Origin of the sequence: Sulfitobacter sp. 1A15106, from assembly GCF_043556995.1 — a bacterium.
Lineage (GTDB): Bacteria > Pseudomonadota > Alphaproteobacteria > Rhodobacterales > Rhodobacteraceae > Sulfitobacter > Sulfitobacter faviae.
Genome location: NZ_JBIFFM010000015.1, coordinates 1 through 19,950, shown reverse-complemented (window position 1 = coordinate 19,950; position 19,950 = coordinate 1). Strand labels below are relative to the sequence as shown.

The window sequence follows — 19,950 nt, the reverse complement described above, 5'->3', positions numbered from 1 at the left end:
GGGGTGATCTGTGATCCGCCTTGAAAAGCGTCCGCAACCCAGTCGGGCCCTCTCGCTGTCGACACCGATCATGGCGGTGCTAGCCACTTTCATCTTCGGCGGGCTTTTGTTCGCGGCCTTGGGCAAAGACCCGATCGAGGCGCTGCAAACGATCTTTTGGCAGCCCCTGTTTGGCGATTACGCCTTTTATTACCGCCCGCAACTGCTGATCAAAGGCGCGCCCTTGGTGCTGATCGCCATCGGCCTCAGCCTTGGGTTCAAAGCGGGCATCTGGAACATCGGGGCCGAGGGGCAGTATATCATGGGCGCCCTCTTTGGCGCGGGCGTGGGGCTGGCCTTCTACCCGCTTGAGGCCTGGTATATCTTTCCGTTGATGGTCCTCGCCGGGGCGCTCGGCGGTTGGCTCTGGGCGATGATCCCGGCCCTTCTCAAGGTCCGTTTCGGCACCAACGAGATTCTCGTCTCACTGATGCTGGTCTATGTTGCGGAACAGTTCCTTGCCTCCATGTCACTGGGATTGCTGAAAAATCCCGAGGGCTACGGCTTTCCCGGCTCGCGTAACCTGCAACAATACGCTTCTGCCCATAACGCCGAACTCTTCGCAGGCTCTGGCATGCACTGGGGCGTGGTCGCAGCACTGATCGCGGTGATCTTTGCCTATGTTCTGCTCGCACGGCACCGTCTCGGCTTTGCCATCCGCGTCACCGGCGAAGCCCCCCGCGCGGCGCGTTTCTCGGGCGTGAACCCGGCGCGGCTGGTGCTGTTTTGCCTCGGCACCTCTGGCCTGCTCGCCGGTCTTGCGGGCATGTTCGAGGTCGCTGGCCCCTCAGGGCAGGTCACCATCGACTTTAACGTGGGCTATGGCTTTACGGCGATCATCGTGGCCTTCCTTGGCCGTTTGCACCCGATTGGCATCCTGCTTGCCGGGGCGCTGATGGCACTGACCTACATCGGCGGGGATATCGCGCAGTCCAACCTCGGCCTGCCCGCCGCCGCCATTCAGGTGTTCCAAGGCATGCTGCTGTTCTTCCTGCTCGCGCTGGACGTTTTCACTCATTACCGGCTGCGCTTTGGCGCGGCGGAGGCTGCCTGATGGATCTTTCCGCAATCAACCCGCTTTTGTTCGTCGCAGGCTTTCTCGTGGCCGCGACGCCGCTGATCTTCGCCGCCATCGGCGAATTGGTGGTCGAGAAATCCGGCGTTCTGAACCTCGGCGTCGAAGGCATGATGATCACCGGCGCGATCTGCGGCTTTGCCACGGCGGTCGAGACCGGATCGCCGCTTCTGGGCTTTGCCGCCGCCGCTGTCGGTGGTGCCGTTCTCAGCCTGCTCTTCGCCTTCCTGACCCAAGTGGCACTGGCGAACCAAGTCGCCTCGGGCCTGTCGCTCACGCTCTTCGGCCTCGGCCTCTCGGCGCTGATCGGGCAAAGCTACGTCGGGATCAAACCGCCACGTCTGGGTGACATCGACTTCGGCCCGCTGGCCGATATCCCCGTGATCGGGCCAATCCTCTTCACCCATGACATCATCCTCTACCTCGGCATCGCGCTGGTTGCCGGGGTCTGGGCGGTGCTGAAATTCACCCGCGCGGGCCTGATCCTGCGCGCGGTTGGCGAAAGCCACGACGCGGCCCATGCGCTCGGCTACAAGGTCAAGCGCATCCGCACCGCCGCGATCCTCTTCGGCGGGGCCTGTGCAGGCTTGGGCGGCGCCTACATCAGCCTCATTCGCGTGCCGCAATGGACCGAAGGCATGACCGCCGGCATCGGCTGGATCGCCCTTGCCCTTGTCGTCTTCGCCTCATGGAAGCCGTGGCGTGCGCTTTTGGGTGCCTATCTTTTCGGCGGCATCACCCAGTTGCAGTTGAACTTACAAGGCGCGGGCGTTGCCATTCCGGTAGAGTATCTGGCAATGTCGCCGTATATCATCACCATCATCGTTCTGGTGGTGCTGTCGGCGGACAAAAGCGCCGCGCCGGCCTCGCTGGGCCGTACCTTCCACGCCTCGAACTAGGGGCATCACGTCACGCGGCCCTGCGCCGCACATCAAGCCCCGGCAAAGGGGCACGCAAACAGGGGAAACCTCATGAAACTAACCACCCTTATGACCAGCGCGGCCCTTGCGCTCGGCCTTGCTTCGGGCGCTGTGGCCCAAGACAAGACCAAGGTCGGCTTTGTCTTTGTCGGCCCCGTGGGCGACGGCGGCTGGACCTATGAGCATAACGAAGGCCGTTTGGCCGTCGAAGAAGAGTTCGGCGACAAGGTCGAAACCGTCTTCGTCGAAAGCGTCGCCGAGGGCCCCGATTCCGAACGTGTGATGACGCAGATGGCGCTCGACGGTGCCGACCTGATCTTCACCACGTCGTTCGGCTACATGGACCCCACGATCAACGTCGCCAAGAAATTCCCCGATGTGAAGTTCGAGCACGCCACCGGCTATAAACGCGCCGACAACGTCTCGACCTATTCCGCGCGTTTCTACGAAGGCCGCGCCATTCAGGGCCACATCGCGGGCTCCATGACCGAGAGCAACATCATCGGCTACATCGGCTCCTTCCCGATCCCGGAAGTGATCCGCGGCATCAACTCCGCCTATATCCACGCCAAGAAGGTAAACCCCGACGTTCAGTTCAAAATCGTCTGGGCCTACACGTGGTTTGACCCGGCCAAGGAAGCCGACGCCGCCAAGGTTCTGATCGAACAGGGCGCCGACGTGGTGCTGCAACACACCGATTCCACGGCACCCCAAGCGGCTGCACAGGAAGCGGGCAACGTGATCACCTTTGGCCAAGCCTCCGACATGGCGCAATATGCACCCAAGCCGCGCGTGTCCTCGATCATCGACAACTGGGCGCCCTATTACATCGACCGCGTCAAAGCGGTGATGGACGGCACATGGGAAAGCCAAGACACATGGGACGGCATCGGGCCGGGCATGGTCGGCATTGGCGAGATCACCGACGCCGTGCCCGCAGATGTGAAAGCCGAAGCGCTGGAACTGAAAGACAAAATCGCATCGGGCGAGTACCACCCCTTCACCGGTCCGATCAACAAACAGGACGGTTCCGCATGGCTGGCCGAAGGCGAGACCGCAGATGACGGCACGCTCGCGGGCATGAACTTCTATGTCGAAGGCATCGAAGGCACCATTCCGGAATAAGCCGAACCGGCTCACCGACAACAGGGGCGCACGGGCAACCGCGCGCCCCTTTTTCGTCGCCGCCCCGGTCGGGGCCCCATGCGTGCGGTCCCCAAGCGCGCCGCCGCCTGCCCCTGCGTAAACCCATTGCGCGCGGGCAGCGCACATGCCACCAATCTGGCATGACACAGATGCTCACCAGCCTTGATGGCACCCCCGCCAGCCGCCTCGCCTTCGGCACCATGCAGTTCGGCGGGCGCGCCGATGCGGCAGCCTCCCGCGCGATGTTCGACGCCTGTATCGAGGCCGGGATCACCCATTTCGACACGGCCCATGTCTATACCGACGGGGCGTCAGAGCGGCTGTTGGGCCAGTTCGTCCAAGACCGCCGCGAAAGCCTGATCGTCGCCACCAAAGCCGCCTATACCGGGGGCGCGGGCCGGGCCAATATCCTCGCCTCTGCCGAGACATCCCGCCAGCGGATGCAGCTTGATACGCTCGATGTGCTCTACCTCCACCGCTTCGATCCCGAGACCCCGCTGATCGAAAGCTTCGCCGCGCTGGCCGACCTGCAACAACAGGGCCATATCCGCCAAGTGGGCCTGTCGAACTTCGCCGCATGGCAGGTCGTAAAAGCCGCCCATATCGCCGCCGACTTCGGGCTTGAGATCGCGGTGATCCAACCGATGTACAACCTCGTCAAACGTCAGGCCGAGGTCGAGATCCTGCCGATGGCCCATGACCTCGACATATTGGTCGCCCCCTACTCCCCGCTGGTCGGCGGGCTGTTGACCGGAAAATACGCTGAGGGCGGCACTGGCCGCCTGAGCGAGGATGACCGCTATGCCGCCCGCTACGGGCAAGAGGGGATGCACGGCGCCGCTGCCGGTCTTGCCGCCCTTGCGGGTGATCTCGGCACCCATCCCGCAACCCTCGCCGTGGCCTGGGCGGCGGCCCATTCCACGAAGCCGACGCCGATCATCTCGGCCCGCTCCTTGGCCCAACTAGAGCCGTCGCTCGCCGCGCTGACCTACCTGATGACGCCGCAGACCTACGCCGCCATCTCTGCCCTGTCGCCCACACCGCCCCCGGCCACCGACCGGCTGGAAGAGCAGGCATGAGCCGCCTGCCCCCCAACGCCAGCGTCGCCGAAGACGCAGGCGGCGACCGCCTCTTCGCCCCTGCCGCCGCGCGCAATCTCGACGCGCTTTGCGACCTGCTAGCCACCCACGCCCCGCCCCGGGGCCGTGCGCTGGAAATCGCCAGCGGGACCGGTCAGCATGTCGTGGGCTTCGCCAAACGCCTGCCGGGCCTCAGATGGCAACCCAGCGACATCGACACCGCACGCCGCGCCAGCATCAACGCCTATGCAGCCGAGGCCGCCTTGCTCAATATCGCCCCCGCCCTGCCGCTCGACGCGACCGCGCCCGGCTGGGCGGGCGACCACGGCCCCTTCGACCTGATCATGCTGGCCAATCTGCTGCATCTGATCTCGACCTCCGCCACCCGGTGCCTGATCGATGAGGCCGCCGCAGCCCTCGCCCCCGGCGGCACGCTGGTCCTCTACGGCCCGTTCAAGCGCGCCGGCCAAACCACCTCCCCCGGCGATACCCGCTTTGACGCCCAACTGCGCGCCACCGACCCCGCGATCGGCTATAAAGACAATACCGAGATGGCCCGCTGGCTGAGCGATGCAGCCCTCAGCCCGATCGACGAAGTGGACATGCCCGCCAACAATCTCGCCTTCATCGCCAGAAAGCCCAGCCCATGATCCTCCGCCGCGCCCTAATCCTGTCGCTCCTCGCCCTCGCCGCCTGCGGCTCCCCCGGCAGCCCGCCCCCAGCCCCGCCCGGCGTGCTCTTCCCCGCCGCCTTAGGCGACAGCGACCCGGTGAGTTTCAAAGGCCGCACCCCCGCCGCCTACCCCGTGCACGGCATCGACGTGGCCCGTTTCCAAAATGATATCGACTGGAACACCGCCCGCCGCGCGGGCGTGAACTTCGCCTTCATCAAAGCCACCGAAGGCGGCGACCTCAAAGACATCAACTTCGACAGCCACTGGCAAGGCGCGGCCCAAGCCGCCGTGAAACGCGGCGCCTATCATTTCTACTATTTCTGCACCCCGCCCGAGGATCAGGCCCGCTGGTTTATCCGCAACGTGCCCAAGACAGGCGGCATGCTGCCCCCGGTGCTTGATATGGAATGGAACCCCTTCTCCCCCACCTGCGCCCATGTCCGCCCGCCCGCCGCCGACGTCCGCGATCAAATGCGCCGCTGGCTGCGCGTGGTCGAAGCGCATTACGGCCAACGCCCGATCATCTACACCACACCCAAATTCTACCGCGAGAACGACCTTGGCCGGTTCCGGGGATACGACTTCTGGCTGCGCACCACCGCCAAAACCCCAGCCGAAACCTACCCCGGCCAAACATGGCGCTTCTGGCAATACAGCGCCACGGGCATCGTCCCCGGCATCGGCGGCGACGTGGACCTCAACGCCTTCTCCGGCAGCCGCGCCGACTGGCAAAACTGGGTCGCCACCCGCGCCCTGCGCTAAAACCAACGGGGGAGCACCCCTCCCCCTCCTTCATCCTTTCTCAAATACCTCTGCGCCACCCCGCCGCAAAGGCGACGCGATCGGTTACTCCCAAACCAAACGCCTCCAACGAAAACGCCACCCCGCCCGCTTCATCCTTTCCCAAATACCTCTGCACAACGCCCCCCAGACGCCACGCCAGCCTTCACCCCCGCGCATAATACCGCGCCACAACGAACAGCCCGCCCACCAACAAAAGCGGCAACAAGAATATCCGAAATACATGCACCCCCAGCACCGCCAAAAGCGCGCCGATCAACTCATCCGCGCGGCTCCAAAGGTTGCTGGCAAGCTGCCGATACTCCGTCAAACCCGGTTCTTCCTCACCCAAAGCCTCGCTGCCGCCAACATGGGCGGTGATCTCCTCGATCACCTCCATGTTCCGCAGATAGACCCCTTCGGTGAGCGTCCCCGCCAGCGGCTCAGACACAACCAAGGCAAGCGGAAGCGCCAGCCCCAAAAACCCGCCATACCATGCCAACCGCCGGGGCAGCCCCGCATGACCGCGCTTGCTCAAGGTCCAAACTGCCAGTGCGACAGACAACAGCCCCAGCCCAATCGCACTCACCGGACCAAGCGCCACGGCGATCACCCCCGTGGCCACCATGACACCGAAAACCAGCCCCGCGATCCGCTCCACCGTGTCGTCAATCGGCTCCAACACCTTTAAAGGCCGCGCCGAGCCGGAGGCGATGAAGGACAGCCCCACCTCGATCTCCTGCGCGGTGGAGAGAAAGGCATTCAACGTGCGCAGCGTGACATAAGAGGCCGCCGCCGTGGTCGCCACATCCGCGGCATAGCCCTGCGCCGCGCCGACCACGGGATTGTCGCGCAGCAGCGCCGCCGTCAGCGCCAATACGCAAAAGAGTGCCAGCAGCCCGCGCCGGATCAACCGTCCGCCCGGATGCGCTGGTTCTTAGGATCATAGGGGCTGTCTTCGACCACCTCGGCCTCCCACAGTTGATCAAGCATCTTTACCTTCAGCCTCGTGCCTACCACCGCATCCTCGGGTTTGACATAGCCCATGCCGATGCTCTTGCCGAAGGCCACGGAATAGCCCCCCGAGGTCAGCCGCCCGGTCCGGCTCTCGCCATTGTAAAGCACCTCGCGGCCCCAAGGGTCGGCATCCTCTGGCCCGTCGATCAGCACGGTCACGCATTTCGCGCGGATGCCGTGATCGACCATCGCCTGCTTCCCGTGAAACTCTTTGTTCAGGTCCACGAAGCGCGGCAAATCCGCTTCCAAAGGCGTCGCATCCCGGCCCAACTCATGCCCAAAGGCGCGATAGCTCTTCTCCTGCCTCAGCCAGTTCTGCGCCCGCGCGCCGACCAGCTTCATCCCATGCGGCGTGCCTGCCTTCTCCAACTGGTCGAACAGATGGTTCTGCATCTCGATCGGGTGATGCAACTCCCAGCCAAGCTCCCCGGTATAGGCCACCCGGATCGCGCGCACCGGCACCATGCCCAACTCGATGTCGCGCATGGTGAGCCACGGAAACCGCTTGTTGCTGAGCACCGTCTCCGGCTCCGCATCCCGCACCAAAGCGCCCAGCACATCACGCGACTTCGGCCCGGCAATCGCGAAAACACCCCACTGCGTGGTCACGTCATGACATTCCACGTAGCCGACCTCAGGCATCTTATCGGCAATCGCCTTGCGCAGATAATCGCTGTCATAGGCCGTCCATGCCCCCGCCGAGACGAGGTAATATTCGTCCTGCGCCAAACGCACGATGGTATATTCCGTCCGCGTCGTCCCCGCCCCGGTCAAGGCATAGGTCAGGTTGATCCGCCCCACCGAAGGCAGCTTGTTGCAGGTGAACCAATTCAGAAACGCCGTCGCCCCCGGCCCGCGGACCAGATGTTTGGTAAAGGCCGTAGCATCGATCAGCCCGACCCCCTCACGGATCGCCCGCGCCTCATCGACCGCATATTGCCACCAGCCCCCGCGCCGGAACGAGCGGCTGTCGTGATCGCTAAACCCCTCGGGCGCAAAATAATTCGGCCGCTCCCAGCCATTCACCTGCCCGAACTGCGCCCCCCGCGCCGCCTGCTGGTCATAGGCGGGCGAGGTGCGCAGCGGACGGCACGCGGGCCGCTCCTCGTCAGGATGGTGCAGGATATAAACGTGGTCGTAGGCTTCCTCATTCTTGCGCGCGGCATATTCCGTGGTCATCCAATCGCCGTAGCGTTTGGGATCAAGGCTCGCCATATCGATCTCGGACTCGCCCTCCACCATCATCTGCGCCAGATAATAGCCGGTGCCGCCCGCCGCCGTGATCCCAAAGGAAAACCCTTCCGCCAGCCACATATTCCGCAGCCCCGGCGCTGGCCCCACCAAGGGGTTGCCATCGGGCGTATAGCAAATCGGCCCGTTGAAATCATCCTTCAGCCCGCAATCCTCGGCCGAGGGGATGCGGTGGTTCATCGCCATATATTGCTCTTCGATCCGCTCAAGATCGAGCTGAAACAGATCGGCCCGGAAACTGTCTGGCACCCCATATTCAAACCGCGCCGGCGCGCCCTTCTCATAAACCCCAAGGATCCAGCCACCACGCTCTTCGCGCACATAGCTCTGCGCATCGGCATCGCGGATCACCGGATGTTCCCCATGCCCCGCCGCCCGGTAATCGACCAAGGCCGGATCGCGGTCCATGACGATGAACTGATGTTCCACGGGAACCGCTGGCATCTTGATGCCCAGCATCCGCGCCGTGCGCTGCGCATGGTTGCCGCTCGCAGTCACCACATGTTCCGCCGTAATGACGATCTGCTCGTCCGACGGCACAAGGTTGCCGCCCTTCTCGACCATCTTGGTGCAGGTCACTTCCCAATGCGTTCCATTCCAATGGAACCCATCCGCCTGCCACTTGCGCTCGATCGCCACACCACGCTGCCGCGCGCCCTTGGCCATCGCCATGGTCACATCGGCGGGGTTAATATAGCCATCAGTCTGATGATAAAGCGCCCCCTTCAAATCCGATGTCTCGATCAGCGGCCACTTCGCCTTGATCTCATCGGGGGTAAGCCATTGATAGGGCACACCACAGGTCTCGGCGGTGGAAGCATAGAGCATATACTCATCCATCCGCGCATCCGTCTGGGCCATACGCAGATTGCCCACCACGGCAAAGCCCGCGTTCAACCCCGTCTCCGCCTCCAGCCTCTTATAAAACTCGACCGAATACTGATGAATATGAGTCGTCGCATAAGACATGTTGAACAAAGGCAAAAGCCCCGCCGCATGCCAAGTCGAGCCAGAGGTCAACTCGTCCCGCTCCAAGAGCATCACATCATCCCAACCGGCCTTCGCCAGATGATAGGCAATCGACGTGCCAACCGCGCCGCCCCCGACAACCAATGCTTTGACTTGCGTTTTCATCTGCCAATCCCCCTGCGCTAGGCCCACTCCCGTTGTACGCAGCAGCACCACGCCCCGCAGGCAGCAGCCGACCCAACATCGCCAAAAACCGACCTCACCCGCTCCCCCAAAGCGCCACCTCAGCCCCAGCGGGCCCCCTCACCTTCATCCTTTCTCAAATACCCTGCACCACCTCTCCTGCCGCACAACATCTAGGCAGACCACACCGCCCCCACCTTCATCCTTTCCCAAATACCCTGCACGCCCCCTCCCGCCGCACAACATCAGGGCGAAACACCCAACTCACCCCGGCAAAATCTTCCCCGGGTTCAAAATATTCTGCGGATCCAGCGCCGTCTTTAGGGTCGCCATCACATCCACCGCGGCCCCCAATTCCTTGCGCAGATAGGGCCGCTTGCCCTGCCCGATCCCATGTTCGCCGGTGCAGGTCCCGTCCATCGAAATCGCCAGTTCCGCCAACCAGCTGACGAATGCCTCGCCGCGCGCGACTTCTTCGGGGTCCTCCATGTCGATCAACAAAGACGCGTGAAAATTCCCGTCCCCTGCATGGCCCACGATGGGGGCGATCAACTGCAACTCTTCCGCCCGCGCTTGGGCCGCCACCACGGCATCGGCGAGGCGCGAGATCGGCACGCAGACATCCGTGGCCACCGCCTTGCAGCCCGGTCTCAGCGCCAGCACCGCCCAATAGCCGTCATGGCGGGCCTGCCATAGCTTGCTGCGCTCTTCGGGGGTCGTCGTCGCCGCATAGCCGCTGCCGCCGAACTCTTCCGAGAGCATGCCAAAGGTCTCGGCCTGTTCCACCACCCCGGCTTCGGAGCCGTGGAATTCCAGCAGCAAAAGCGGCGTTTCGGGCAGGGTCAACTTGGAATAGGCGTTCACGGCCTTAACCACATCGGCGTCCAAAAGCTCGATCCGCGCCACCGGCAGGCCGTATTGGATGACCGCCATCACGGTCTCGCAGGCAGCTTGCACCGCCGGAAAAGAACAGCGGGCCGAGGACATCGCCTCGGGGATGCCTTGCAGGCGCAGGGTGATCTCGGTGATGATCCCAAGCGTCCCTTCCGAGCCCACGAAAAGCCGCGTCAGATCGTAGCCCGCCGAAGATTTCCGCGCCCGCCCGCCGGTGCGGATCACCCGGCCATCAGCCAGAACCACCTCAAGGCTCAGAACGTTGTCCTTCATCGTTCCATAGCGCACCGCATTGGTGCCGCTGGCCCGCGTCGCGGTCATCCCCCCGAGCGACGCATTGGCGCCGGGGTCGATCGGAAAGAACAGCCCCTGATCGCGCAGATGGGTGTTGAGCGCTTCGCGGGTCACGCCAGGCTGCACCCGGCAATCCAAATCGCCCGCATTGACCTCAAGCACGCGGTCCATCTGCATGACATCGATGCAAATCCCGCCCGCCGGGGCGTTCACATGCCCTTCGAGAGAGGTGCCCGTCCCGAAGGGGATCACCGGCACCCGATGGGCGGCGCAGATATGCACCGCCTGCGCCACCTCTTCGGTCGAACGCGCCATGACCACCGCGTCGGGCGCCTGCGTGTCGATCCATGTGGTGGTGTGGCCGTGCTGTTCGCGAATGGCTTGGCCGGTCAGCAGATTGTCCCCGAAGGCTTGTTGCAACACATCCAGCGCGGCGGCGATCCCCACCTCATTTCGCGGCAAATCTGCGATTTTCGTCACGTTCTATCTCCCAATAGCATCCTCACGCCGCAAAATCTTGCGGCGGCATCTTTGTAAATTAATCACACGAAAGGTCCGCGTTGCCGCAGCCGTCCGTGGGTCAGAGCATGGAGGGCACAACCTGATCCGGCGGGCGGTGGCCATCATCGAAGGTCTTGATATTGATCAGGACTTTCTCGCCCATCTCGATCCGCCCTTCCAATGTGGCGGAGCCCATATGCGGCAGCAGCACGACGTTCTTCAACTCGCGCAGGCGCGGATTGATCTCGCGGCCATGTTCATAGACGTCCAGCCCCGCGCCCTTGATATCGCCCGAGCGCAGCATCCGCGTCAGCGCGTTCTCGTCGATCACCTCCCCGCGGGAGGTGTTCACGATCACCGCGTCGGGCTTCATCAGTCCCAAGCGGCGGGCGTTCATCAGATGGAAGGTGCTGGGGGTATGGGGGCAGTTGATGCTGATCACGTCCATCCGGCTGACCATCTGATCAAGGCTCTCCCAATAGGTGGCCTCTAGCTCGCCCTCGATCTCTTCGCGCAGGCGTTTGCGGTTGTGGTAATGCACCTGCATGCCAAAGGCCCGCGCCCGGCGCGCCACGGCTTGACCGATGCGGCCCATGCCCAGAATGCCCAGACGGCGCCCGCCAACGCGGCCCCCCAAGAGTGCCGTGGGCGCCCAGCCGTCCCAATTGCCCGATTGCATCACCGCCATGCCCTCGGGCATGCGGCGGGTCACGGCAAGGATCAGCGCCATGGTCATATCGGCGGTATCGTCGGTCAGCACGCCGGGGGTGTTCGACACCAGCACGCCGCGCTGGCGCGCGGTGGCCACATCGATGTGATCGACCCCGGCCCCGTAGTTGGCGATCAGCTTCAACCGCTCGCCCGCCTGCGTGATCAGCGGCGCGTCGATCTCATCTGTGATCGTGGGCACCAGCACATCGGCCTGACGCATCGCCGCGCCCAATTCCTCGCGGGTCATGGGCTTGTCATCTTCGCGTAGGGTCACGTCAAACAGCTCTGACAGCCGTGTTTCCACGGCCTCTGGCAACCGTCGCGTCACTACAACACTCAACCGCTTCTTTGACATGCCTGCTCTCCCGGTCTTGGCGTCGCCTCGTTTCGCGGGCATGGTGTCTCATGCAGCGACGAGGCACAAGAACTCGCGCCCGAAAAAGAGCAACAATAACCCGCAGATTTGCACAGCACCGACCCACAGCAGTGAACCGCATAGCAGGCAATTCCATGATAACCGCTTTCTTTCGCAGCGCCCTGATGGTGGGCGCGCTGCTTTTGGCACAGCCGACCTCCGGCGTTGCAGAAGAGGCGCGTGGTCAGGTCACGAACCTGCCCCTGCCCCGTTTCGTTTCGATGAAAGCCTCCGAAGGCAATGTGCGCCGCGGCCCGTCCCTGTCGCACCGGATCGACTGGGTTTACAAACGCCGCGACCTGCCGCTCAGGATCACCGCCGAACATGGCCACTGGCGCCGGGTCGAAGATCGCGACGGTATGGGCGGCTGGGTGCATTACTCGCTTTTGTCGGGCACCCGCACGGTGCTGGTCGAACAGGACATGCTGCAACTGCGCATCAATCCCGACCCCAAAGCCGCCGTTGTGGCGCGGCTTGAGCTCGGCGTCGTGGCCCGTCTGGGCGAATGCACGCTGGAATGGTGCGAGCTGCGCTCGGGCGGTTTTACAGGCTGGGCGCCCAAGGTGCGGCTCTGGGGCGTCGGCCCCAAGGAACTGCGCGAGTAGCGCCCGCCCTCGCCACCGCAATTGCATGATCCCGACGCATGCGCCACTCTGCCCGCAAAATTCAAGCCGGAGAGAGCGCCATGCAAGCCATCACCTATGACCAATTCGGAGCCGCCGCCGACGTGCTGCGCCTGTCGGAGGTCGACAGCCCCGCCCCGCAAGCCGGAGAGGTCTGCGTCGCGCTCAGCCATTCGGGCGTGAACCCATCGGACGTGAAGGCCCGCGCAGGCACCCGCCCCGGCGTCAGCAAACCGCCCTTCCCGCAGGTCATCCCTCATAGCGACGGCGCGGGCGAGATCATCGCCGTGGGCGCGGGCGTCGATTCTGCCCGCGTGGGCCAGAAGGTCTGGATCTGGAACGGCCAGTGGCAACGCGGCTTTGGGACGGCGGCGCAGCAGATCACCCTGCCCGCACATCAAGCCGTGCCCCTGCCCGATGGCGTCTCGTCCGAGGTCGGCGCGCAGCTTGGCATTCCGGGGCTGACCGCCTGCCACGCCGTCTTTGGCGGCGGCGGGGTGGCCGGGGAAACGGTGCTGATCCAAGGCGGGGCAGGCACGGTGGGCTATCTTGCCGTGCAACTGGCCAAATGGGGCGGGGCCAAGGTGATCGCCACCTGTAGCCCGCGCGACAGCGATCTGGTCCGCGATGCAGGCGCCGATGCCGTGTTCAACTACGCCGACCCCGATCTCGCCGCCGCCGTGCTCGATGCCAATGGCGGCAAGCCGGTCGACACCATCGTCGAGACGGAGTTCGGCCTGAACATCACCACCGACACCGAGGTCATCGCCCCCAATGGCCGCATCGCCGCCTATGGCTCGGCGGCGGAAATGTCGCCGGTGCTGCCCTTTTATCCGCTGCTGTTCAAAGCGGTCACCATCGACATCATCTTGATCTACCTGCTGCCCGCAGGCCCGCGCGAACAGGCAATCAACCGGTTGCACCACGCGTTGGAGGACGGCGCCCTGCGCTGCCCCGTCGACACGGTCTTGCCGCTTTCTGAGGCCGCCCGCGCCCATGAGTTGGTCGAGGCCGGACAGCGCAGCGGGGCGGTGCTGCTCGATTGTCAGGGGTAACGCGCTAATTGGCCAAGCTGCCGCCCACCCGTGGGGCGGTGGCCCTTCCCGCTGACGGAGTTCCCCCATGCGTCTCACCGCCGCCCTGCCCCGCCTATTCCTGTGTCTGCTGCTGACCTTTGCGCTGCCGCTCGCCCCGGCCTTCGCGCAGACCAGCGACCAGCCCGAGGGCACCATCGCCGTCGAAGGCGATGCCACGGCGGACGCCGCTATCGCCAAACGCATCCGCGCCATCCTGCGCGAGCTTGAGGGGTTCGAGAAGGTCCGCGTCTCTGTCGCCTCCGGCATCGTCACGCTGACCGGCACCACGCTCGACACCGCCAGCGCCGCGCGGCTGAACGATTTGGCGGGCCGTGTCGAAGGGGTGGTGGCGATCCGCAACGAGGTGCGCGAAAGCACCGATGTGACCGAGCGGCTCAACCCCGCCGTAGAACGCTTCCGCGACCGGATGGCGCAGGCCCTGGCCTTCCTGCCGCTGGCCTTGGTGGCGCTTGGGGTCTTTGGCCTGATCGTCGTCGCCGGCCTCGCGCTGGCGCGGCTGCGCAACCCGTGGGATCGGCTCGCCCCCAACGCGTTCATCGCTGACATTTACCGCCAGATCATCCGGCTGGCCTTTGTCATCGCCGCACTGGTGGTGGCGCTGGATATCCTCGGCGCCACGGCGCTGCTCTCGGGCATCCTTGGCGCGGCGGGCATCGTCGGCCTCGCCATCGGTTTCGCGGTGCGCGACACGGTCGAGAATTTCATCGCCTCCATCATGCTGTCGATCCGCCAGCCCTTTCGCCCCAACGACACGGTCGAGATCGACGGCGACACCGGCAAGGTGATCCGCCTGACGAGCCGCGCCACGATCCTGCTGACCTTTGACGGCAACCACCTGCGCATCCCCAATGCCACCGTTTTTAAAAGCCGGATTATCAACTATTCACGCAACGCCGAGCGGCGGTTCACCTTTACCCTCTCGGTCGCCAGCGACGCCGATCTGGCCCGCGCCCGTGATTTGGCGCTGGAGGTGCTGAACGGTTTGCCCTTCGTTCTGTCCAGCCCCGAAGCCGCCGCTTGGGTGGACGAGGTCGCCGATCACTGGATCAACATGCAATTCGCCGGTTGGATCAATCAAGAAAGCACCGATCTGCTCGCCGCCCGCAGCGAAGCGATTCGCCTGACCCTCTCAGCTTTCGATGCGGCGGGCCTCACCGCGGGGCCACCAGCCTATCAGCTGATCTCTCAAAGCGAATCGCCTTCGGACGGACCCATCGATTCGCCCCAAACGGCAGCCGCACCCACGAATCCCGCCGCTGTTCAGCCCGTCGAGCCCCAAACCGAGCGGGAATTGACCCGCATCGTCGCGCAGGAACGTGCCGAATTGCCCAGCAAAGACCTGCTCTCTGTTGATGCAGCCGAAGAATAGGCTAATTTCTTTAAAACGGGTCTTGCACCCCGGGCCAGAGAACTTTAGTTAGCGCCCTGTGTTGGGATGTAGCCAAGTGGTAAGGCAACTGTTTTTGGTACAGTGTACCGTAGGTTCGAATCCTACCATCCCAGCCAACACCTCAGAAAACATTCAGTTTTTCAGAAGCTTGGCCTTATCAGCTCCGTAGGGCTGAAGAGCAGGTTACACTGGCGTTTACACATGAGGTCGCACAGACCGCGCGGGTAGTCCGCCACGCCGTCCCGAGCGATGGCCGACTCGAAAGGCGGTCGTCATGGTCACTATTCCCTACCTCTGCACCAGACGCGGGCGATTCTACGTCCGCCGGCGGATCCCGAAGTTTTCCACATACCATTTGCCACTGATGGTCTCCTTGGGGACGACGGATCACTCGGCAGCGACTAGGTTATGCGTGCGACTGACCGCACACGTGGACCGAATGCTCGACAACGTCCTTCATATCGACTTGCCCACGGCAGATGTCTCAGCCTTCTTTAAGGCTGAGCTCGCCCGTTGCGTGGCATCGGCGCATCGCGTGCGGATGGTCGAGCGTATGGATGGCAGCCTGACGGCTAGATACGCCCACCGGGCCCACAATCGTCTGCCTTGTGGCGATCCTCTTTGCGCTGTCGGCGCTTGCGAGGCGTCGCTGAACAACACCTCGCCTTAGAGCTGGGATACGCTCCCGGCCCTGATTATTCCGCCGATGTCGTCAAGCAGCCTCAGGGGCGCGGCGCCAGCCGGGGAAGGGGTCGGGCAGATCTTCCCATTGGTGAGGGACAAAGTTGCTCTCGTCGCCGACAAGGGCGGCATCGAGGGCGGCTGTGATCGCCGTCTTGTCCATGCCTGCGCCGATGAACACCAACTCCTGCCGGCGGTCGCCGTAAGGCTCTTGCCAGTGCTGCGCGAGATAGGCGCGGGCCTGCGGGTGATCGGGCCAGCGTTCGCGCGACACCGTCGCCCACCAGTTGCCCATTGGTTTGACGTTGCTAAGTGCGCCAGCGAGCGAGAACTCCGCCAGCCAGTCCGGACGTGTCGCAATCCAGAAATGACCCTTCGCGCGGATGACGCCCGGCAGATCGCCGGTGAGGACATCATGGATCTTTTGTGGGTGGAACGGACGCCGCGCGCGGTAGACGAAGGAGGACACGCCGTATTCCTCGGTTTCCGGTACATGGTCGGCGAAGCCATAAAGCTCTTTGGCCCACATCGGGTGCAGATGCGCCTTGTCAAAGTCGAACAGGCCGGTGCCCATGATACGGTCGGCCGGAACCTTGCTTTGGTCCGCTTCGATGATCTGCGCATCGGGGTTCAGCGAGGTGATGATTTTGCGCGCGGCGTCGAGCTTCTCAGGCCCGGCGTCGGAGACCTTGTTTAGCACCACGACATCGGCAAATTCGATCTGGTCGACCAGTAGATCGACCAACGTGCGGTCGTCCGCATCGCCCAGGCTCTCGCCGCGGTCCCGCAGGAAGTCATGGCTGGAATAATCGTTCAGCAGGTTCACCGTATCGACCACGGTGACCATCGTGTCGAGGCGCGCGGCGTCTGATAGGCTCTCGCCGTTTTCGTCGCGGAAATCGAAGGTCGCGGCCACGGGCAGCGGCTCGGATATGCCGGTGCTTTCGATCAGCAGGTAATCGAAGCGCCCCTCTTCGGCGAGGCGACGCACTTCGTCCAGCAGGTCGTCGCGCAGGGTGCAGCAGATGCAGCCGTTGGTCATCTCGACAAGCTTTTCTTCGGTCTGGCTCAGGTCGGCACCGCCGTCGCGCACGAGATCGGCATCGATGTTCACCTCCGACATGTCGTTGACGATCACGGCGACGCGGCGCCCCTCGCGATTGTTGAGAACGTCGTTAAGAAGCGTGGTCTTCCCGGCGCCGAGAAAGCCCGACAGGACGGTGACAGGCAGGCGTTTATCGCTGGCTGGCATGGGGGTCTCCATTAGTTAAGTGATATGTTATATCATCACATTGGGTGTGCGAAGGACTGACTGCAACCCGGTTTGCGGCGTCCGCTGAGGATGGGGAGGGACGGCGGCCTGAAGTCGCTGCACAACTACCGTCCCAAACGGACCGTCACGATCAGTGGATATAGACCGCGTCGTCATCCTGCTCGGGGTCGGTGACCGGGTCCAGCACTAGCAGCAGACGCGTCTCCCCGGTCCCCGCGATCGGAGGCGAGCGGTGCAGCAGGCCCACCGGCGGGCTTTCCGGCCAGCGCGTTCCGCGCAGGAAGATCGGAGAGCCTGTCGGCACAGTGAGGATCTCGGCGGGCTCCTTGCCCCTTTCGGAGATGCCGTATTGCGTGCCGGTCCCGCGATAGGTGCAGACCAGCCGCGCGGTTACCGCGTCGATGTGGAACTTGCTGCAGGCATTGGTGTCGACAACGTCGAGACGGAGTTGAACATGGTCGCAGCGCATCAGGTCGCCGAAGATCAGCGCCAGCGCCGCGGCGTCTTCGATCAATATGTTGCGCTCCGGGCAGTCCGGCATCTTGTGAAAATCCGCGATCTCGATCAGCGCGTCGCAGACCGCCTCGGGCCGCAGGATGACGCGCGCGCGGGGCAGCTGGCTGGGCGGCAGGGCGTCGATCCAGGCCTGGAAACCCGGCAGCGGTGTGCGCTCCCAGACTGTCGCGGCGGTGCCGGGGTCACGGATAGATGACAGGCCCGCGGGGCTGGTGCAGCGTTGCAGCGGTGGAATGGTGTCGAGGATCATGAACCTGCCTCCGACGGCTGATAGGGCAATGAGGAATGGTGCAGGACGATGCGCAGGGTGCCTGTCGCGTCCTTCTTGTAGCCAAAGCTCTTGTCGACCGTGGTGACGGTGCCGTCCTTGTTGGTCAGCGAGACCCAGCCCATCCACATCGCGACATCGCCTTGGATGAAGCTGGCCGAGGTGATGCTCTCGGACGCGACCCAGCCCATGATCGCAAAGCCGTTGTCGAGCGGGTATTCCTCGGAATGGCCGCAGAAATAGGCGAGGGCCCCGGCCTTGGTCGGACGGAAGGTCTGCGCGCCGCTGGCCATGGTTGGTTTGAACAGAACCGGGCCGAGGTCAAAACCGTAGTAGCTGTCGATATTGGCCGAGGCGACCTTGCGCGCGGCTTCGATCCCGCCCTGCTCGAACGCCTTTGAGATGGCGATCTTGCCTTCGCCCCAGGTTTTCAGTGCCTGATCGATTTCGTCTTGGGTGATTTGCATGGGGTGTCCTTCTGTCCTGTCTGTCAATCTGCGTCGTCTTTCCCGAGCCCAGAAACCCCGGCAACAAGGTGACGGGAACGCGTGTATCCTCGGCCGTCATGGGGTCTCCTTTCCGTGAGATATCTGCTTTTCGTCACGGCTTGTTATGATATAACATACCTTCACGCAAGGGACTCGAAAGGACCAAGATGCCCGCATTGAACTTTGACTCCCGCCGCTCCGTGGAGCAGGTCGAGGAAAGCACTGATCTTGCACCCAAGTTCGGGTCGGATGGCTTGATGCCCTGCATCACCACCGATGCCGCCACGGGGGAGGTCCTGATGCTGGGCTGGATGAACGCCGAGGCTTTCCGCCTGACCATAGAGACCGGAGAGGCGCGTTACTTCAGCCGGGCGCGGCAGGTCTTGTGGCACAAGGGCGCGACCTCCGGTCTGGTTCAGAAGTTGGTCGAAGCGCGGATCGACGACGATCAGGATGCGCTGTGGCTGCGTGTCGCCGTCACTGGCTCAGGCGCATCCTGCCATGTCGGCTACCGCTCCTGCTTTTACCGCAGCGTCCCGCATGGGGCAGATGCCGGCGCGCCGCTGGTCTTTGTCGAGGATGACAAGACATTCGACCCCATGGCCGTCTACGGCGACGTGCCGAACCCAACCCAACTCTGATCCGGTCCCAGGAGGGGGACGGAGAAGCTGCGCCCGCGAATGGACGCAGCCGAAGTTCTTTAGATGCCGGCCCCTGCGCCGCGGTCGATCGGCTGAGAGGATAGACTTTCAGCGCTGACCGAAGCTTCGTGTCGAAACGCGACATGCGGTAGGACTTTCAATACAATAGGTTGCAGCCGGACATTCGCCGAGCCAGTCCTGCCGCAATGCTCCGCGATCCCGCCCTTACCGAAACCGGAGCATATCCGGCGTGAGGCTTGGGGAAATGTATCGTCAGCGCTCCATGCTCAAACGTTCAGTTCTACCCGAAGACATCGCGGAAGCGGCTTATTTCTTCGCTTCGGAACAATCGGCAAAATCGACCGGCAACATCGTAAACGTCGACGCTGGCAACGTGCAGGCCTTTACCCGCTGAGCGAGGGCAAAGACATCACCCCACGGTCCAATCTGCGCGCCCGCTTTGAAAAGAGGGCCGGGCGCGCGGTTTTTATCGGAGAAAATCATGATCAATACCACCATCATCGAGGCCCAGAACGCGACGCGCTACACAGACCTGAAAAATGACTACGACGCTTTGGGCGAGAAATTGTACCGCGATGGAATCGATATTGACGCCCTCAAAGACCGCGCAAAAGGCTTTTCGGTAGCGGTGCCGAGTTGGGGCACGGGGACCGGTGGCACGCGCTTTGCTCGGTTCCCTGGTGAGGGCGAGCCACGCGACATTTTCGACAAGCTCGACGATTGTGGTGTGATCCATATCCAAACGCCCTACATTAGGCATAGCCGACACGTAGAAATTACATTCACGCTAGCACATCGGAGCATCGGTCAAGACGGGTCGAAACCGAACCTCTGCCTTGTCACGGAAGCTCCGAAAGCCGCAGAGGCGGGCCGACAAATTCCTTTCCTCACCCCAAATAAATCTGCCCCGCCGGATATTTCACCTTTGGAACGCTGCGCGTGGCGAGGAAGAACCCGATTGCCAAGGGCCCGACCCGCCCGACGAACATAATCATCATGATGATG

General features: G+C 63.4%; 18 protein-coding genes, 1 tRNA gene and 1 pseudogene. 12 read left to right on the top strand and 8 right to left on the bottom strand.

Annotated features, from left to right (window positions below):
* Positions 1-10 precede the first annotated feature (10 nt).
* From ACGYKA_RS18350 to ACGYKA_RS18325, 6 genes are all read left to right on the top strand, one after another.
* A complete protein-coding gene (locus tag ACGYKA_RS18350; protein ID WP_209217190.1) occupies positions 11-1,093 on the top strand; it encodes an ABC transporter permease in 1,083 nt (360 codons plus the stop codon).
* Positions 1,093-2,013, top strand: coding sequence for an ABC transporter permease (locus ACGYKA_RS18345; RefSeq protein WP_067263609.1), 921 nt, complete (start codon positions 1,093-1,095; stop codon positions 2,011-2,013). The genes ACGYKA_RS18350 and ACGYKA_RS18345 overlap by 1 nt, the downstream gene beginning before the upstream one ends.
* Before the next feature lie 72 nt (positions 2,014-2,085).
* Positions 2,086-3,159 (top strand): BMP family ABC transporter substrate-binding protein, encoded by a 1,074-nt coding sequence (locus ACGYKA_RS18340; protein WP_394414478.1) that lies wholly within the window; start codon positions 2,086-2,088, stop codon positions 3,157-3,159.
* Positions 3,160-3,320: 161 nt separating this feature from the next.
* A complete protein-coding gene (locus tag ACGYKA_RS18335) occupies positions 3,321-4,259 on the top strand; it encodes an aldo/keto reductase (protein WP_394414481.1) in 939 nt (312 codons plus the stop codon).
* A complete protein-coding gene (locus tag ACGYKA_RS18330; protein ID WP_394414484.1) occupies positions 4,256-4,909 on the top strand; it encodes a DUF938 domain-containing protein in 654 nt (217 codons plus the stop codon). Before ACGYKA_RS18335 ends, ACGYKA_RS18330 begins: the two co-directional genes overlap by 4 nt.
* Positions 4,906-5,694: a GH25 family lysozyme gene (locus tag ACGYKA_RS18325; RefSeq protein WP_394414487.1), complete on the top strand. Its 789-nt coding sequence runs from the start codon at positions 4,906-4,908 to the stop codon at positions 5,692-5,694. The genes ACGYKA_RS18330 and ACGYKA_RS18325 overlap by 4 nt, the downstream gene beginning before the upstream one ends.
* A 184-nt stretch (positions 5,695-5,878) precedes the next feature.
* Here ACGYKA_RS18325 and ACGYKA_RS18320 read toward each other — a convergent pair whose 3' ends face one another.
* From ACGYKA_RS18320 to ACGYKA_RS18305, 4 genes are all read right to left on the bottom strand, one after another.
* Positions 5,879-6,625 (bottom strand): hypothetical protein, encoded by a 747-nt coding sequence (locus tag ACGYKA_RS18320; protein ID WP_394414489.1) that lies wholly within the window; start codon positions 6,623-6,625, stop codon positions 5,879-5,881.
* Entirely contained in the window at positions 6,622-9,114 is a 2,493-nt protein-coding gene (locus ACGYKA_RS18315; RefSeq protein ID WP_394414492.1) for an FAD-dependent oxidoreductase, read from the bottom strand. The genes ACGYKA_RS18320 and ACGYKA_RS18315 overlap by 4 nt, the downstream gene beginning before the upstream one ends.
* 282 nt (positions 9,115-9,396) lie before the next feature.
* The gene (locus tag ACGYKA_RS18310; protein WP_394414495.1) at positions 9,397-10,800 is read right to left on the bottom strand and encodes an FAD-binding oxidoreductase; all 1,404 of its coding nucleotides are present in this window, start codon (positions 10,798-10,800) and stop codon (positions 9,397-9,399) included.
* A 100-nt stretch (positions 10,801-10,900) separates the two neighbouring features.
* Complete coding sequence (locus ACGYKA_RS18305) at positions 10,901-11,887, bottom strand: 2-hydroxyacid dehydrogenase (RefSeq protein ID WP_394414542.1); 987 nt, start codon at positions 11,885-11,887, stop codon at positions 10,901-10,903.
* A gap of 185 nt (positions 11,888-12,072) precedes the next feature.
* On the opposite strand from ACGYKA_RS18305, the gene ACGYKA_RS18300 reads away from it, so the two are divergent.
* The 4 genes from ACGYKA_RS18300 to ACGYKA_RS18285 all read left to right on the top strand — a co-directional run bounded on the left by ACGYKA_RS18300 (position 12,073) and on the right by ACGYKA_RS18285 (position 15,173).
* Positions 12,073-12,552 carry an SH3 domain-containing protein gene (locus ACGYKA_RS18300; protein ID WP_271689927.1) on the top strand — a complete coding sequence of 160 codons (480 nt, stop codon included), beginning with the start codon at positions 12,073-12,075 and terminating at the stop codon, positions 12,550-12,552.
* 80 nt (positions 12,553-12,632) lie between these two features.
* The gene (locus ACGYKA_RS18295; RefSeq protein WP_394414545.1) at positions 12,633-13,625 is read left to right on the top strand and encodes an NADPH:quinone reductase; all 993 of its coding nucleotides are present in this window, start codon (positions 12,633-12,635) and stop codon (positions 13,623-13,625) included.
* A gap of 67 nt (positions 13,626-13,692) precedes the next feature.
* On the top strand, positions 13,693-15,036 hold the full coding sequence (locus tag ACGYKA_RS18290; protein ID WP_394414498.1) for a mechanosensitive ion channel domain-containing protein: 1,344 nt from the start codon (positions 13,693-13,695) through the stop codon (positions 15,034-15,036).
* Between the two features lie 62 nt (positions 15,037-15,098).
* Positions 15,099-15,173 (top strand) — tRNA-Gln (locus ACGYKA_RS18285).
* A gap of 596 nt (positions 15,174-15,769) precedes the next feature.
* Here the strand turns inward: ACGYKA_RS18285 and zigA are convergent.
* From zigA to ACGYKA_RS18270, 3 genes are all read right to left on the bottom strand, one after another.
* Positions 15,770-16,990, bottom strand: a complete 1,221-nt coding sequence (zigA, locus tag ACGYKA_RS18280; protein ID WP_394414501.1) for a zinc metallochaperone GTPase ZigA — start codon at positions 16,988-16,990, stop codon at positions 15,770-15,772.
* Positions 16,991-17,141: 151 nt separating this feature from the next.
* Positions 17,142-17,777 carry a DUF1826 domain-containing protein gene (locus tag ACGYKA_RS18275; protein ID WP_394414504.1) on the bottom strand — a complete coding sequence of 212 codons (636 nt, stop codon included), beginning with the start codon at positions 17,775-17,777 and terminating at the stop codon, positions 17,142-17,144.
* Complete coding sequence (locus ACGYKA_RS18270; RefSeq protein ID WP_394414507.1) at positions 17,774-18,262, bottom strand: phosphoribosyl-AMP cyclohydrolase; 489 nt, start codon at positions 18,260-18,262, stop codon at positions 17,774-17,776. The genes ACGYKA_RS18275 and ACGYKA_RS18270 overlap by 4 nt, the downstream gene beginning before the upstream one ends.
* A 188-nt stretch (positions 18,263-18,450) precedes the next feature.
* On the opposite strand from ACGYKA_RS18270, the gene hisI reads away from it, so the two are divergent.
* Positions 18,451-18,924, top strand: coding sequence for a phosphoribosyl-AMP cyclohydrolase (hisI, locus tag ACGYKA_RS18265; RefSeq protein WP_394414510.1), 474 nt, complete (start codon positions 18,451-18,453; stop codon positions 18,922-18,924).
* 256 nt (positions 18,925-19,180) lie between these two features.
* Positions 19,181-19,339 (top strand): annotated as a pseudogene (locus ACGYKA_RS18260) (SDR family oxidoreductase); the annotation flags it as partial.
* 72 nt (positions 19,340-19,411) lie between these two features.
* On the opposite strand, the gene ACGYKA_RS18255 reads toward ACGYKA_RS18260, so the two are convergent.
* Positions 19,412-19,681: a hypothetical protein gene (locus ACGYKA_RS18255; protein ID WP_394414512.1), complete on the bottom strand. Its 270-nt coding sequence runs from the start codon at positions 19,679-19,681 to the stop codon at positions 19,412-19,414.
* Positions 19,682-19,950: the final 269 nt, after the last annotated feature.

What these genes read in the sequence shown, in the direction of transcription:
- ACGYKA_RS18300 (WP_271689927.1), top strand. Translation starts at nt 12,073, where the DNA reads ATGGTGGGCGCGCTGCTTTTGGCACAGCCGACCTCCGGCGTTGCAGAA.
- ACGYKA_RS18290 (WP_394414498.1), top strand. Translation starts at nt 13,693, where the DNA reads ATGCGTCTCACCGCCGCCCTGCCCCGCCTATTCCTGTGTCTGCTGCTG.
- ACGYKA_RS18340 (WP_394414478.1), top strand. Translation starts at nt 2,086, where the DNA reads ATGAAACTAACCACCCTTATGACCAGCGCGGCCCTTGCGCTCGGCCTT.
- ACGYKA_RS18315 (WP_394414492.1), bottom strand. Translation starts at nt 9,114, where the DNA reads ATGAAAACGCAAGTCAAAGCATTGGTTGTCGGGGGCGGCGCGGTTGGC.
- ACGYKA_RS18270 (WP_394414507.1), bottom strand. Translation starts at nt 18,262, where the DNA reads ATGCAAATCACCCAAGACGAAATCGATCAGGCACTGAAAACCTGGGGC.
- ACGYKA_RS18335 (WP_394414481.1), top strand. Translation starts at nt 3,321, where the DNA reads ATGACACAGATGCTCACCAGCCTTGATGGCACCCCCGCCAGCCGCCTC.
- ACGYKA_RS18330 (WP_394414484.1), top strand. Translation starts at nt 4,256, where the DNA reads ATGAGCCGCCTGCCCCCCAACGCCAGCGTCGCCGAAGACGCAGGCGGC.
- zigA (WP_394414501.1), bottom strand. Translation starts at nt 16,990, where the DNA reads ATGCCAGCCAGCGATAAACGCCTGCCTGTCACCGTCCTGTCGGGCTTT.
- ACGYKA_RS18255 (WP_394414512.1), bottom strand. Translation starts at nt 19,681, where the DNA reads ATGGATCACACCACAATCGTCGAGCTTGTCGAAAATGTCGCGTGGCTC.
- ACGYKA_RS18295 (WP_394414545.1), top strand. Translation starts at nt 12,633, where the DNA reads ATGCAAGCCATCACCTATGACCAATTCGGAGCCGCCGCCGACGTGCTG.
- ACGYKA_RS18325 (WP_394414487.1), top strand. Translation starts at nt 4,906, where the DNA reads ATGATCCTCCGCCGCGCCCTAATCCTGTCGCTCCTCGCCCTCGCCGCC.
- ACGYKA_RS18305 (WP_394414542.1), bottom strand. Translation starts at nt 11,887, where the DNA reads ATGTCAAAGAAGCGGTTGAGTGTTGTAGTGACGCGACGGTTGCCAGAG.
- ACGYKA_RS18275 (WP_394414504.1), bottom strand. Translation starts at nt 17,777, where the DNA reads ATGATCCTCGACACCATTCCACCGCTGCAACGCTGCACCAGCCCCGCG.
- ACGYKA_RS18345 (WP_067263609.1), top strand. Translation starts at nt 1,093, where the DNA reads ATGGATCTTTCCGCAATCAACCCGCTTTTGTTCGTCGCAGGCTTTCTC.
- hisI (WP_394414510.1), top strand. Translation starts at nt 18,451, where the DNA reads ATGCCCGCATTGAACTTTGACTCCCGCCGCTCCGTGGAGCAGGTCGAG.